This window comes from Demequina lutea (genome assembly GCF_013409005.1).
In the GTDB taxonomy this organism is placed as follows: Bacteria; Actinomycetota; Actinomycetes; order Actinomycetales; family Demequinaceae; genus Demequina; species Demequina lutea.
Genome location: NZ_JACBZO010000001.1, coordinates 2,762,847 through 2,776,446, shown reverse-complemented (window position 1 = coordinate 2,776,446; position 13,600 = coordinate 2,762,847). Strand labels below are relative to the sequence as shown.

Here is a 13,600-nt window from a genome sequence, read left to right as displayed (position 1 = left end):
AGTTAGACGCCGAAGTGCTCGAAGAAACCAAGAACGTCGCTGGCGGGACCGGTCAGGTCAAAGACGGCAGTGCCGTTGCGCCACACCACCGTGCCTTTGGACCCTGTCGTCGAGAATGCGCGCTTGCCGACGGTCGTGCCGTTGACTACGACGTCCTTGACGTCGGTCGCGCCCTTCGCGTACGAGTCGTACGCGGTTTGGGCATCGGTCTGGTTGTAGTGCTGGTACGCCTCGACGGTGAAGACCGTCGACGACGAGCCAGGGCCGTAGTCCAAGGTGACCTGTTCAGCGGTTCGCGCGGGCATCGTCGAGTCTCCGACGGTGTCGGTGACCGTGTAGTCGATCAACACGTCGGTGCCCACGACGGTGGGCATTGCGGTAGCAAAAGCGCTCGCGTTCGTGATCGCTATCGGCTTTGCGGTGGGGGCCGGAGCCTCAGCCGTGGCGGTCGGAGTCGGCAAGATGACGGGGTCGGGCATGAAGTAGAGCCGGTATGCCAGGAAGACGGCCGCGCCAGCGACCAGGGCACCGAGGACGATCCACACCACCAGTCGTCTGCGTGTGTGCGCCTTCCGGGTCTTGACGGCTTCCTCCGGGTTGTGGCCTGTTGCCGTCGCTTCCGTTGACGATCCGGCGGGTGTCACCGTGTCGGTCGCCTTCAGTTCGGTGGTGTCTGCAACTCGCGCCATGCCGTCCACCTGTGTAACGGCATCGGCAGGTGCGAACACGGGCCGCGACCATGCGCCAGTTGACGGCGTGTACGCCGTTGCCGTGGTGCGGACCGGCTCCAAGCGAAGGGGTTCGTTGGGGATGGACGCGGGTGCCGATGCCTCGACGGGAACGGACGCGGGTGCCGATGCCTCGACGGGAACGGGGTCGACCGACGGAGTCGCGAGCGCGGCGGTCTCGGCGTTGTCAGCGCGATGGGCGCTGCGCGCTGCCGTTGCCGCGAAGAAGGACGCGACGGGGGTGACGGGGGTGACGGGCGTGACGGGCGCGGCGGGAGTCTCCGGGGTTGCCGCGGGGGTTGCCGCGGGGGTTGCCGGGGGGGTTGCCGGGGTTGCAGGCGGTGTTGCAGGCGGTGTTGCCGCCGGGCTTGCGAAAGCTGGTGCCAGCGGTTCAGTGGAGGCGGCTTCGGTTTCCGTGGACGGCCCGGTCGGATCCGGTGCAAGGTCGTCGTCCGCCACAGCGGCCTCGCTGCCCGCAGGCTCGGCCGCCACATCGGCGACGGGAGGGAAGCTACCGGGCTGAACAGTGACCGGAACGTCGTGCGGCGCGGGAGCCTGAGGGGTCACGGTCTCGCCCCCCATGATGCCTTCCCACGAAGGCGCCGTTGGTGTGAGGGGGTTCCCGGGCGCACCATCGTCGAGGCCGTCGACGGGATCGAGTGCCTCGGAGCCGAACGTGCCGACCTCGACACTGAGCGGCTCGCCGTCGACGAATTCGAACTCAGTTGGATCGACCGCCGCCCATGGACGTACCGGTGCGGTTGCGGGTGCGGCCGTCGTCGTGTGGGCGTCCTTGTCCTTGCCGACTTTGTAAGGAAATTCCGTGTCGAGGAACTCCTCCTTGGGCGCGTAGGCGGGTCCGTCGGACTCGGGAATCGCGATGTCGGCGAGCGGCGACTGGGGCCGCGTTGCCGGGCTGGGGGTCGTGAAACTCACGGTGGGCAACGGCGCGGGGGCGGCACCGCCAAAGGGTTCAAACCTGGGAACGAACGGCTCTTCCTCGCCAAACGAAGGCACAGCGCCGCGGTCTCCACCGCTGAGGGGGACGCCTTGTCGTGGAGTGGGGGCGCCCGCAGCTTCGAGGCTCGCGGTTGAGAGTGCCGATTCTCCGAGTCGCCTCACTGGATCGGCGGCGTCCGGAATGTACTCCTGGGTTGAGCCCTGCGGTTCGGCAGGGGTGCGAGTCTCGGCGGTCGCGGGGGCGCCGAATGAGAGCAAAGGGTCGGCGCCTCGAGGTTGGATCTCCGTAGCGTCAGGAGGCAGGACTGGCGCGACAATATCGGCCTCCTCTGCCTCAACGGGCGTCGGCACGAGGCCGCCTACCAGCATCGGGGCGTCCAATTCCTGGGCGGGCAGGGGCTCCTGCGCGAATGTGGGAGTGGGAGTGGGTTCCGGCTCGGCTTCCACCGTTGGCGTTGGCGTTGGCGTTGGCGTTGGCGTTGCAGTCGGAGTCGGAGTCGGTGTGGTGGCGGGGACCGGAAGCTCTACCTGCGGGATCGCGCCCGTCCACGGTGCGTAAGGAATAGGCGGTTGCGCCTCAGCCTTTGGCATGTCCAACACGGCAGGGCTCGGCTGTTCGATGGGTCCAGTGGAAGTTGGTGGAGTCGCAATCGGTCCGGTTGCGGGGAACCCTGCGCGACGGTCAGGGCGCCAGGCCTCGTCGGCGCTGTATGTCGGTGCGGGCGCGGCGGACGGCTGTGCGTAGGGGTTGGCGAACGCGGCGGGTGCGGGCGCGGCGGACGGCTGGTAGGCATCCGCGGCGGCTGCGGGTGCGGGCGCGGCGGGCGGTTGGTAGGCATCCGGGACGGGTGTCCGCTCAGGCGGGGTGGCCTGAAAGGCGCCCGATGTGGGCGGTTCGTAGGGGCCTTGGGGAATGCTCGGCCTGCCGGCGCTGAGGTAGGGGCTGAGAGCAGGGGGCTGTTGGCTCAGACCCTGCGGGCTCGGATCCTGCCGGGTGACGTTGGGGATGGGGGCCGTCGCGGGTCGCGTCATGGAAGGCCGCGACGGAGTGAGATCGAACGGGCGCGCACTTTCGGGCGCTCCGGCAGACGCTGCCCGCTCGGGCGCCACAACATCATCGAAAGAGGGCATGGCGGCAGGAGGTGTGGTGGCGGGCGCCGCTGGTGGGGCAGGCTCGGCGGTCGCGTCCACGGCGGCTGGGGCGTCGTCGAGCGGTTGCCCCTCCGGCTGGATGGGGAACCATGGTGATTTCTGTTCGTCACTGGCCATGGTGCAAGGTTATGTCCTGGAGTCGGTCTGCGCTCGGGGCTGCGCGCCGCGCGTGTCAGATTGCGGCGCTACGGTGGCCCAATGGCGATCACCAAGAAGGCTCCGACCGGCTACCGCTGCAGTGAGTGCGGGTGGACTGCCGTCAAGTGGGTCGGGCGTTGCGGGGAATGCCAAGCGTGGGGAACTGTCGTCGAGGTGGGGGCCGCATCCGGACCTGCGACCAAGGCGAGCGCGGTGACAACCCCCGCGAGGCCCATCGGCGATATCCCGGTCTCGGAATCGACGCGCCACCCCACTCATGTGGCCGAATTCGATCGAGTTCTAGGCGGGGGGCTCGTGGTGGGCGCCGCAGTGTTGCTCGCCGGCGAGCCAGGAGTGGGCAAGTCGACCCTGCTGCTCGAGGTTGCGGCGCGCGCTGCACGGGAGGGACGCAATGTCCTCTACGTGAGCGGCGAGGAATCGGCGGGTCAGGTGCGCTTGCGGGCGGAACGCATGGGCGCCCTCGAACCGCGCCTCAAGCTAGCTGCCGAGACGGACCTCGGAGTGGTGCTCGCCCACCTCGCCGCCGAGGCCCCCGACCTTGTGGTCGTCGACTCGATCCAGACGATCTCCTCGGGAGCGATCGAGGGTTCGCCTGGGGGAGTCTCTCAGGTGCGCGAGGTCGCGGGTGCGCTGATCCAGGCGGCGAAGGCCACGGGAACACCGATGGTGCTTGTGGGCCACGTCACCAAGGACGGCTCGGTCGCGGGGCCGCGGATCGTCGAGCACCTTGTGGACGTCGTGTGTCAGTTCGAGGGCGACCCTCATTCGCCCTTGCGGCTGTTGCGCGCGCTCAAGAACCGTTTCGGTTCCGTCGACGAGGTGGGGTGCTTCCAACTGGTTGAGGCGGGCATCGAGGAGGTGCCCGATCCCTCGGGCCTGTTCCTCACTCGCACCGATGAGGCGATTGCGGGCACGTGTCCCACGATCACCCTCGATGGCCGCCGGGCGCTCCCCGCGGAGATCCAGGCGCTCGTGGCTCCTTCGGCTCTCGCGAACCCGCGCAGGGCTACGTCCGGAATGGACTCGGCCCGCGTGGCAATGATTCTTGCCGTGCTTCACCGTCGAGTAGGCGTCGCCCTCGCCGCGGATGATGTCTATGTGGCGACCGTCGGCGGCGCTCGGGTCGCAGAACCGGCGGCCGACCTCGCGCTCGCGCTGGCGCTCGCGTCGGCTCGGGCGGACCGACCCGTGCGCAAGGGGCTTGTGGCGATCGGCGAGGTGGCGCTCTCGGGAGCGGTGCGTCCCATCAGCGCGATAGGGACGCGGCTTTCGGAGGCCGCTCGACTTGGATTCACGCACGCGATCGTGCCGGCTGGTGTGGCCGACGCCGCGCGCGAGGCATCGGGCGGCAAGGTCACCGTCCTCGGGGTTGAGACCCTTGCCGATGCCGTGCGGGCAGGGCTCCAGCCCGAGTAGTTCGCGCCTCTCGCGTCGTTCTAGTTACTCAGCGTGAACGTGGCGTCGTTTGATGCGATCCCCTGGATGGTAAGCACCGCGTGGTAGGTCCCCGCGCCAGGCGCGGCCGTTACTGTGGTGCACTGCGGCGCTGTCCTCTTGCGGTCCCAGGTCACCTGGAACGTCTCGTTGGCAGCGGGAGCGAGCAAGAACTGGCGGGCGTTGATGGTCCCGTCCGTGGGGCAGTCGAGGGATGAAAAGATCCTGTCGGTTCCGGACGTGATCTTGAGCTCGGTGCCAGTGGCGGCCGTGTCAAGGCGACAGGGCGTTGGGCCTGCCTGTTTGATCCCGACATTGAACATGGGTAGAGCGACCCCGGCGAAGTCCGTCGGGTTGGGCGTCAACGTCAGCTTCACATCCGCGGAGGTGCACGGGCGCGAGGTGGCGGCGCTGGGATCCGCGCTCGGATTCGCGCTCGGATCTGCGCTTGTCACTGGCGGGGTCAAGCCGGATGCCGTGACGTCAGTCTTCTTTCCGCCCGGTGAGGACGCAAGGAAATAGATCACCACGATGACAAGCACCACACCGATCGCCGCAACGATGCGCCGACGCCAGTAAATCTCAGGCGACTTGCCGCCCACGGGATCACGAAGACCGTCCATGTCCAGACTCCTTCCGACGCTCCCACCGTAGTCGTGGATCGGCCTGGAACAATGAAAGCCATGCCGACGTCTCAAGAACACATTTTCGGCCTCGACGCGCGTCGAGTGGCCCTGGTACTCGGCTGGTTTGAAGCGTCGGCGCGCGATCTGCCCTGGCGTCAGCCGGACTGCTCGGCCTGGGGAGTGCTCGTGAGTGAGGTCATGCTGCAGCAGACGCCCGTCGCTCGCGTGTTGCCGGCGTGGGAAGAGTGGATGAAGAGATGGCCGACGCCGGGGCACCTCGCGGCAGCCAGTCAGGCCGATGCGGTGCGTGCGTGGGGAAGGCTCGGCTACCCGCGCCGAGCCAAGCGACTGTGGGAGTGCGCGCGCGTCCTGGTCGATCGTCACGGCGGCGAGGTGCCCGCCGACGCCGATACCCTGCTCTCGCTTCCCGGCGTCGGCGATTACACGGCGTCGGCCGTGCGGGCCTTCGCGTTCGGCGAGCGCGCCGTGGTGCTCGACACCAATGTGCGGCGCGTGCTCGCCAGGGTGTGGGGCGGCGAGCCGCTACCGGCGACCTCAGTGCGCGCTGGGGAAAGGCAGCTTGCCGAGCGCGTCACCCCGCTCGATCCCGCGAGTGCTGCTGCGTGGGCCGCCGCGTCGATGGAGCTTGGCGCACTGATCTGTACCGCCCGCGCCCCGCGCTGTGAGGAGTGTCCCGTCGCGTCATCGTGCGCGTGGTTCGCCGGCGGGCGCCAAGGGCTTGAGGAGGCGCCGCGCAGGACCCAGGCGTGGCACGGCACCGACCGCCAGGTGCGGGGCCGGATTCTCGCCTTGCTGCGGGAGGCCGACGCCCCGCTCATCGTCGAGGGGCGCACGGCACTCGCCGATGTCGAGCCCGGCCAGGTTGAGAGCTGCCTAGAATCGCTCCTGGCAGATGGCCTTGTAGCGCTCGTGGACGCGGAGCGCGGGCTGGTTGCTCTCGCCTAGAGCCATCCCGTTGAGAGCCACCCCGCCTAGAGCCACCCCGCCTATAACCATTCAGTCCCGTGGACGGCATAGGGCTCGATTGCGGCGATCTCGTCGCCGGTGAGCGGGTCAAAGCTGAGGGCGGCGACGTTGTCGCGCAACTGCTCCACGGACGATGCGCCCACGAGCGCCGACGTGACCCGGTCGTCGCGCAGTACCCATTGGATCGCCATCTGGGCGAGCGACTGGCCGCGCTTGGCTGCGATGTCGTTCAGGGCGCTCGCGCGCTCGAGGTAGACCGTGTTCTGGGCCTGGCCCTCGTTGAGGAACTGGGAGTGCGTGATGCGCGATCCGGCCGGGATGCCCTTGAGGTAGCGGTTGGTGAGCAGTCCCTGCGCGAGCGGGGAGAACACGATCGAGCCGACCCCCGCCTCCCCGATCACGTCGAACAGGGCCTCTTCGGGGCGCCGGTCGAACATGCTGTAGCGCGGCTGGTGAATCAGCATGGGCGTGCCGAGGCCCTGCAGGATGCGGATGGCCTCCTCGGTGTTGGCCGCGTCGTAGTTGCTGACGCCCGCGTAGAGGGCCTTGCCGGAACGCACGATGTGATCGAGCGCGCCCATCGTCTCTTCGAGGGGCGTCTCGGGGTCCGGACGGTGGTGGTAGAAGATGTCCACGTACTCGAGGCCCATGCGCTGCAGCGACTGGTCGATCGAACTGACCAGGTACTTCCGTGAGCCGAAGTCGCCATAAGGGCCCGGCCACATGCCGTAACCGGCCTTGGAGGAGATCAGGATCTCGTCGCGGTAGGGCCCCAGGTCGCGTGCGAAGATGGCGCCAAAGTTGCGCTCGGCGGCACCCGGAGGCGGGCCGTAGTTGTTGGCCAAGTCGTAGTGGGTGATACCCATGTCGAAGGCGGCGAGGATGATGTCGCGCTGGCGTTCGAGCGGAGTGGCATCGCCGAAGTTCTGCCAGAGGCCAAGCGAGACGCCTGGAAGGTGGATGCCTGATCGCCCGCATCGGCGATAGGTCATGGAGTCGTATCGGTCCTCGGCAGCGACATGTGGGGAGTGAATGCTCATGCTGCGAGCCTATCGCCGTGTTCTCAGAGCCTGCGCTGAGGCGCCCCGTCATGGACGGCGAGGGACTGAAGGGCTCGATGCCCGCGATCGTTCTGGGTGTGCTGGCGCTGATCGTGGCCAGTGGCCGCATTTGGTTGGCCCCTTTCGGCGGCTAGCCGTGGAGCCGTGCGCGCAGAAGGCCCCGGCCCCCTGATGGGGAGCCGGGGCCTTCTCGCGTTGCGGGTGTTCTAGGACTCGGTCGAGGCGACCTCGTCGGCGGGACCGCTCGCGGCGCTGGCCTTGTCGGCCGATGCCGGCACGGGGGCCTTGGTGAGCGGCTCGCCCATCGTTTCGTCCCTGCTGACACCCTCGAACGTGAACTCGCCGAGGATGCCCTCGCCCTGAGCGTCCACGCGGATGATCTGGCCCGACGTGACTTCGCCGAACAGGATCTTCTCGGACAACGGGTCCTCGATCTCGCGCTGGAGAGCCCTACGCAACGGACGGGCACCGAGGACTGGGTCGTAGCCGCGCTCGGCCAACAGCTTCTTGGCCGCGTCGGTGAGCTCGATGCCCATGTCCTTGTCCTTCATGCGGGTGTCCAGGCGGGCGACCATGAGGTCCACGATCTGGATGATCTCGTCCTGAGTGAGCTGCGGGAACACCACGACGTTGTCGACGCGGTTGAGGAACTCGGGCTTGAAGTGCTCCTTCAGCTTCGTGTTCACCAGCTTGACCATCTCGTCGTACGACTGGCTTCCCTCGGTGATCATCGAGAATCCCGTCGCCTGACGCTTCGAGATTGCGTCGGCACCCAGGTTGGTGGTCATGATGATGACGGTGTTCTTGAAGTTGATCTCGCGGCCCTGAGCATCGGTCAACTTGCCGTCTTCCAGGATCTGGAGAAGCGAGTTGAAGATGTCGGGGTGGGCCTTCTCGACCTCGTCGAACAGGACCACGGAGAACGGCTTGCGGCGCACCTTTTCGGTGAGCTGGCCGCCCTCTTCGAAGCCGACGTAACCAGGAGGCGCACCGAACAGGCGGGCCACGGTGTGCTTCTCGCCGTACTCGGACATGTCGAGGCTGATGAGCGCGCTCTCGTCGCCGAACAGGAACTCGGCAAGAGCCTTGGCAAGCTCGGTCTTTCCGACGCCCGTGGGGCCAGCGAAGATGAACGAACCACCTGGACGCTTGGGGTCCTTGAGGCCTGCACGCGTGCGGCGGATGGCCTGAGACAGCACCTTGATCGCGGCCTCTTGGCCCACGATGCGCTTGTGCAGCTCCTTCTCCATCGACAGCAGTCGCGCTGACTCGTCGGAGCTGACGCGTGCCACCGGCACGCCGGTCGACATCGCCAGTACCTCGGCGATGAGGTCCTCGTCAACCACGGCGGCGACGTCGAGGTCGCCGGACTTCCAGGCCTGCTCCTTGGTGGAGCGCTCCTCCGTGAGCTTGCGCTCGACGTCACGCAGCGAGGCGGCCTTTTCGAAGTCCTGCTCGTCGATGGCGCCCTCCTTATCGCGGCGCACGTTGGCGATCTTGTCGTCAAGGTCGCGCAACTCGGGGGGCGAGGTCATGCGGCGGATGCGCAGGCGCGCGCCAGCCTCATCGATGAGGTCGATCGCCTTGTCCGGAAGGAACCGGTCGCTGATGTAGCGGTCGGCCATCTGCGCGGCGGCCACGATCGCGCCGTCCGTGATGGTGACACGGTGGAACGCCTCGTAACGGTCGCGCAGGCCCTTGAGGATCTCGATGGTCTGACCGAGTTCCGGCTCAGGCACCTGGATGGGCTGGAAGCGGCGCTCGAGCGCGGGGTCCTTCTCGACGTGCTTGCGGTACTCATCGAGCGTCGTCGCGCCGATGGTCTGCAGTTCGCCTCGCGCCAGCATGGGCTTGAGGATCGAGGCGGCGTCGATCGCGCCCTCGGCGGCGCCCGCACCCACGAGGGTGTGGATCTCGTCGATGAACAGGATGATGTCGCCGCGGGTGCGGATCTCCTTGAGTACCTTCTTGAGGCGCTCCTCGAAGTCACCGCGGTAGCGCGAGCCAGCGACGAGTGAGCCGAGGTCGAGCGTGTAGAGGTGCTTGTCCTTGAGCGTCTCGGGCACGTCTCCGCGCACGATCGCCTGGGCGAGGCCCTCGACGACGGCGGTCTTGCCGACGCCGGGCTCGCCGATCAGCACCGGGTTGTTCTTGGTGCGACGCGACAGCACCTGCATCACGCGCTCCATGATGAGCTCGCGGCCGATGACGGGGTCGAGCTTGCCCTCGCGCGCTGCCTGCGTGTAGTTACGGCCGAACTGGTCGAGCACGGTCGAGCCTGCGGGGGTGCCCTCTTGAGGGCCGCCCGAAGCTGTGCCCTGGGCGTTCGGGGTGTCCTTGCCTTCGTAGCCAGAGAGCAACTGGATGACCTGTTGGCGCACTCCGCCAAGGTCGGCGCCCAGCTTGCCGAGCACCTGGGCGGCGACGCCCTCGCCCTCGCGGATCAGGCCGAGCAGGATGTGCTCGGTGCCGATGTAGTTGTGGCCAAGCTGCAGTGCCTCGCGCAGGGACAGCTCGAGAACCTTCTTGGCGCGCGGCGTAAAGGGGATGTGGCCGGACGGGGCGTGTGAGCCCTCGCCGATGATCTCCTGCACCTGCTCGCGGACGCCGTTGAGCGAGATATCCATGGCCTCGAGGGCCTTGGCGGCGACGCCTTCGCCCTCGCGCACCAGGCCGAGGAGAATGTGCTCGGTGCCGATGTAGTTGTGGTTGAGCATGCGTGCCTCTTCTTGGGCAAGCACCACTACGCGGCGAGCGCGGTCTGTGAACCGTTCGAACATCGTGACCTCCTTGGCCATGCATGGGGACGCTTGGCGTGCTCCCAGGCTAACCACGCACCCCCCATTACCATTGCCATGTTCGCGTTGGGCGTGAGAAGTGTGACCAAGCCGAAATATGCCGGAAGGCCTCGAGCTACGTCTCCAGGAGGATCGTCATCGGCCCATCGTTGGTGAGACTCACCGCCATGTCGGCACCAAAGACGCCCGTCCCGACGGTAAGTCCGGCCTCCCGGAGGGCGGCCACGACGGCATCGACCAGCGGCTCGGCCACGGGTCCAGGCGCGGCCTGGTTCCACGTGGGGCGACGGCCCTTGCGCGTGTCCGCGTAGAGCGTGAACTGGCTGACGACGATGATGGGCGCGCCCGCCTCGAGGGCCGATGCCTCGCCATCGAGAATGCGAAGGTCGTGGATCTTGCGGGCGATCAGCGCGACTTCGGCTGGGCCGTCGTCGTGAGTGACGCCTACCAGGGCGACGATGCCCTGGCGGTCAAACGAGGCGACCTCCACCCCATCGACAATGACCGACGCGCTCGATGCGCGCTGGAGTACGGCACGCACGGGCTACCAGCTGCCCTTGTTGCTGCGCCCGCCACCCTTCGGTCCCTTGCGGTGCGCACCCAGCGCGGGCTTGACGCCCACGTGGTAGACGATCACGGCGGCCGCGGCAGCAAGCCCGATGATGTTGAAAGGTCCGCCGCCCCCGCCGAAGGGAATTGGGAGCGAGATGAAGAGGACGGCCGTGGCGACGACCATGATGACGAGCCACAGGATCTTGGTCTGCTTGCCTGCGCTGACAAACGCCTCTGATCCGCGGCGCATGATGTCGATGATCGCCCACACCCCGCCGATAAACGCGGCGTACGAGACGACGTTAAGAATAACGAGTTGCAGAAAACCAACCATGGAAACCTCCGGGTCACACGGTAGCGGACGAGCGTGGAGATCGAAATCCCCTTTGCGGCGCCGCTAGGACTACTCGACGTCGCCGCTACTCGGCGTCCTTGTTACTCCATGTCCCCGCCGTCGGCCGCGCAGCCCTTGCCCATGAGGAGGCCCTTGGCGGTGGGCCCCGGCTTGGGCGGGCGGTCGGCCGAGAAGCCATCGGCGTTGACGATGATTTCTTGAGACGCGTCGATGGGGCCGTCGTCTCCGACGACCATGAGTGTCGCGGAGGGGTCCGTCGAGCGCTTGAGGACGGCCAGTGCAATGGGTCCAAGCTCGTGGTGACGCGACACCGAGGTCACACGCCCGACAGGTGCTTCGGCGCCAGGCAGCGTGACGGCCGCACCAAGCGAGGGAAGATCCGCCCCGGAACCGTCGAGGTGCAGCAGCGTGAGCCTGCGCGGCGGACGGCCGACGTTGTGGACCTTGGCAACGGTTTCTTGGCCCCGGTAGCAGCCCTTGTGGAGGTGGACCGCGGTGCGCAACCAATCGAGTTCATGCGGAAGCGAGGTCTCGTCGACCTCGGTCGCGGCGCGCGGCCGGTGGGCAGCGATGCGTAGCGCCTCGGTCGCCCACGTGCCCGCAAGGGTCGCGCCTGCGGCAAGGCGTCCATCGACCACGGTGTCCAGATCGCCACGGGGGACCAGCACGAGTCGCCACGGGCGGGCCTCGCCGGGCGCGGCATCGGCGGGCGTGTAGGACGTTCCTCCGGCGCCGATGTGCGGCCACGGGTCCACCCAGGTCACGAATTCGGCGTCTGGCGCGGCCACGGGCTCGCCCAGGGCGGCCCAGTCGGCGGTCGCATCGGAGACCTCGACGCGGAGCATGAAGCGCATCCGGTCCAGGTGCGCCGCAAGGCCCTCCGCGGTCTCGGTGATAAGCCACGCGGTCTCGCCGTCGTCCACCGCGCTTGCCACGTGCTCGATGCGGCCCTGAGGGCTGAGGATCATCAGTTCCGTCGACACTCCGGGCGCGAGCGAGGCGACCTCTTGGGAGCTGAGGGAGTTGAGCCACGTGAGGCGGTCGGGCCCCGTCACGGTCACCAGCCCCAAGTGAGATTGGTCCACCACGGCGCGGCCGGTAACGAGCGCCCTTTGCTCCGCCGTCGGGTCGCCGTAGTGCCACGCGACCCCCGCGTCGGGCCCCTCGGCGGGAACGGCGCCGGTGCGGGCCAGGAGTGGGGAGGTCGTGTCGAGCAATGAGGTCATGATGGGTCAACGACGGGCGAGGCCATCATGATTCCTCGACCCGCGACAAACGACCGGATGCGTAGCTCTGCAGGTCGTTGCCGAACGCCGCAATGTCGAGAGCGAAGAGCAGCTCGCCGGCGACACTTCCGTACAGCCTCGAGGCGCCGCCAATGTCGGGTGCGCTCGCGCTCCTCGCCATGAGATCGGTGGCCAACTCGATCTTTCCGTTGCCGACGGCGCCCAGGTAGAGCGCAACCGAGCCGGAAGCATCGGCGACAAGAAGCTCCACCGGGTGTTGATTCTCGTTGAGCTCCAGGCCGTCGGGCGCGGCGGGCGGTACACGCCAGTAGCCCTGCTCGCTAGACCACACGGCCGTGTCCTCGCCGTCGGGGCCAATCGCCGTCAGAGTGGACCGGTAGATCAGGTACGGGCCGCCATCGTGGTCGAAGACCGTGTCGGCACGAAACTCCGTGCGAGGGATGTCGGGGTATTCGATGAACCCGCGGCCCGACCACGTCCCCACGAGCCACGCGAGCGGGAAGACCTCGGGCGCGAGGCCTTCTGGAAAGGTAAAAGTCACCGCTTGGGAGCCTTGAGGACGCGCCACAAAACGATGCTTACGACCCAGGCGGTCGCGCTGAAGGCGGCGATGGCGAGGGCGACGAACGTGGCTTCAAGTCCTGTCATGGTGTCTCCATCATACGAACGCGACGGCGCTTGGCGAGCACCTTCAGTACACGATCTCGGTCAATAGACGAGAACCGTCGCATCGGGCGCGAGTGATTCCTCGAGGAATGTCGCCGCTCCCGCGATGCGCACACCCTCGATGAGGTCGTCCGCCGCGATGTCGCGCCGTTGGGCGCACTGAGTGCACAACGTGAGGGTTCCGCCCGCCATCACGGCCTCGCGCAACTCCGACAGCGGTGCCGCGTGGGGGAGCTTCACGTCCTCAGTGCCAGGCAGGGCGAACAGGCTCGCCTCGCCGGTAAGCCACATGCTGACGTCGATGCCGCTCGCCGCCGCGGTCGCCGCGACGGTGAACGCCTGAATGAGGGTTTCCTCGCGCTCGACTCCCCACGTGCACTTGACGACGAGGCGGGGCATGTCAGGCGGCCTTGGTGGTGGCGCGCTTGAACAGGAGGTAGATCTCGCAGCCCGCGCAAAACCCGAACACGCCGTTGAGGAATGACGCAACGGTCACGAGCGCGGCGAACACGAAGAACCCTGCGGTGACGCCCGCAAGCCCGAGGACGAGGGCGGCGCCCGCCATGACGAGGCCCATCTGCTGCGCGAAACGGGGCGGGCGGAAGCTCTCGGTCTCGGTAGGTGAACCGATGCGCGGGCGAATGTACGCGCGGAATATGAAGGACTGCAACGTGACCTGGGGACCCACGGTCGCGCCGGGCAGGAACAGCGAAGTGAGCATCGCCATGGCGAGCAGGCCGACAGGGTCGGGGCCGAACACGAGGGCGATGAGCGCAAACGCGAGGGTCACGAACGCCCCGAAGCGATAACCGCGGGGATCGATACGGATGTCGTCTGTGGGGGACACGGCACCTCCTTGTGGAGGACCAGTCTAG

At 67.6% G+C, this 13,600-nt stretch carries 13 protein-coding genes; 3 read left to right on the top strand and 10 right to left on the bottom strand.

Annotated elements, in window-relative coordinates:
• Positions 1-2: 2 nt before the first annotated feature.
• Positions 3-2,957 (bottom strand): hypothetical protein, encoded by a 2,955-nt coding sequence (locus tag BKA03_RS13305; RefSeq protein ID WP_179398099.1) that lies wholly within the window; start codon positions 2,955-2,957, stop codon positions 3-5.
• An 81-nt stretch (positions 2,958-3,038) separates the two neighbouring features.
• On the opposite strand from BKA03_RS13305, the gene radA reads away from it, so the two are divergent.
• Positions 3,039-4,415, top strand: a complete 1,377-nt coding sequence (gene radA / locus BKA03_RS13300) for a DNA repair protein RadA (RefSeq protein ID WP_062074363.1) — start codon at positions 3,039-3,041, stop codon at positions 4,413-4,415.
• 20 nt (positions 4,416-4,435) lie between these two features.
• On the opposite strand, the gene BKA03_RS13295 is transcribed toward radA, so the two are convergent.
• Positions 4,436-5,056, bottom strand: a complete 621-nt coding sequence (locus tag BKA03_RS13295; protein WP_062074362.1) for a hypothetical protein — start codon at positions 5,054-5,056, stop codon at positions 4,436-4,438.
• Positions 5,057-5,116: 60 nt separating this feature from the next.
• Here BKA03_RS13295 and BKA03_RS13290 point away from each other — a divergent pair, with 60 nt between their 5' ends.
• The gene (locus BKA03_RS13290) at positions 5,117-6,025 is read left to right on the top strand and encodes an iron-sulfur binding domain-containing protein (protein WP_062074361.1); all 909 of its coding nucleotides are present in this window, start codon (positions 5,117-5,119) and stop codon (positions 6,023-6,025) included.
• 41 nt (positions 6,026-6,066) lie between these two features.
• On the opposite strand, the gene BKA03_RS13285 is transcribed toward BKA03_RS13290, so the two are convergent.
• Positions 6,067-7,086, bottom strand: a complete 1,020-nt coding sequence (locus BKA03_RS13285) for an aldo/keto reductase (protein WP_062074360.1) — start codon at positions 7,084-7,086, stop codon at positions 6,067-6,069.
• A gap of 17 nt (positions 7,087-7,103) precedes the next feature.
• Between BKA03_RS13285 and BKA03_RS13280 the strand changes: the two genes are divergently transcribed.
• The gene (locus tag BKA03_RS13280) at positions 7,104-7,241 is read left to right on the top strand and encodes a hypothetical protein (RefSeq protein WP_179398098.1); all 138 of its coding nucleotides are present in this window, start codon (positions 7,104-7,106) and stop codon (positions 7,239-7,241) included.
• 72 nt (positions 7,242-7,313) lie between these two features.
• Here BKA03_RS13280 and BKA03_RS13275 read toward each other — a convergent pair whose 3' ends face one another.
• The 7 genes from BKA03_RS13275 to BKA03_RS13245 all read right to left on the bottom strand — a co-directional run bounded on the left by BKA03_RS13275 (position 7,314) and on the right by BKA03_RS13245 (position 13,572).
• Positions 7,314-9,887: an ATP-dependent Clp protease ATP-binding subunit gene (locus tag BKA03_RS13275; protein WP_062074359.1), complete on the bottom strand. Its 2,574-nt coding sequence runs from the start codon at positions 9,885-9,887 to the stop codon at positions 7,314-7,316.
• 133 nt (positions 9,888-10,020) lie between these two features.
• Positions 10,021-10,446, bottom strand: coding sequence for a D-aminoacyl-tRNA deacylase (gene dtd / locus BKA03_RS13270; protein ID WP_062074358.1), 426 nt, complete (start codon positions 10,444-10,446; stop codon positions 10,021-10,023).
• Positions 10,447-10,449: 3 nt separating this feature from the next.
• A complete protein-coding gene (locus tag BKA03_RS13265) occupies positions 10,450-10,791 on the bottom strand; it encodes a DUF2516 family protein (protein ID WP_062074357.1) in 342 nt (113 codons plus the stop codon).
• Between the two features lie 101 nt (positions 10,792-10,892).
• Positions 10,893-12,038, bottom strand: coding sequence for a CAF17-like 4Fe-4S cluster assembly/insertion protein YgfZ (ygfZ, locus tag BKA03_RS13260; protein WP_062074356.1), 1,146 nt, complete (start codon positions 12,036-12,038; stop codon positions 10,893-10,895).
• A 25-nt stretch (positions 12,039-12,063) separates the two neighbouring features.
• Positions 12,064-12,600, bottom strand: coding sequence for a heme-binding beta-barrel domain-containing protein (locus BKA03_RS13255; RefSeq protein ID WP_062074355.1), 537 nt, complete (start codon positions 12,598-12,600; stop codon positions 12,064-12,066).
• 167 nt (positions 12,601-12,767) lie between these two features.
• Positions 12,768-13,124: a DsrE family protein gene (locus BKA03_RS13250; RefSeq protein WP_062074354.1), complete on the bottom strand. Its 357-nt coding sequence runs from the start codon at positions 13,122-13,124 to the stop codon at positions 12,768-12,770.
• A 1-nt stretch (position 13,125) separates the two neighbouring features.
• Positions 13,126-13,572, bottom strand: a complete 447-nt coding sequence (locus BKA03_RS13245) for a DUF4395 domain-containing protein (RefSeq protein ID WP_062074353.1) — start codon at positions 13,570-13,572, stop codon at positions 13,126-13,128.
• Positions 13,573-13,600 lie beyond the last annotated feature (28 nt).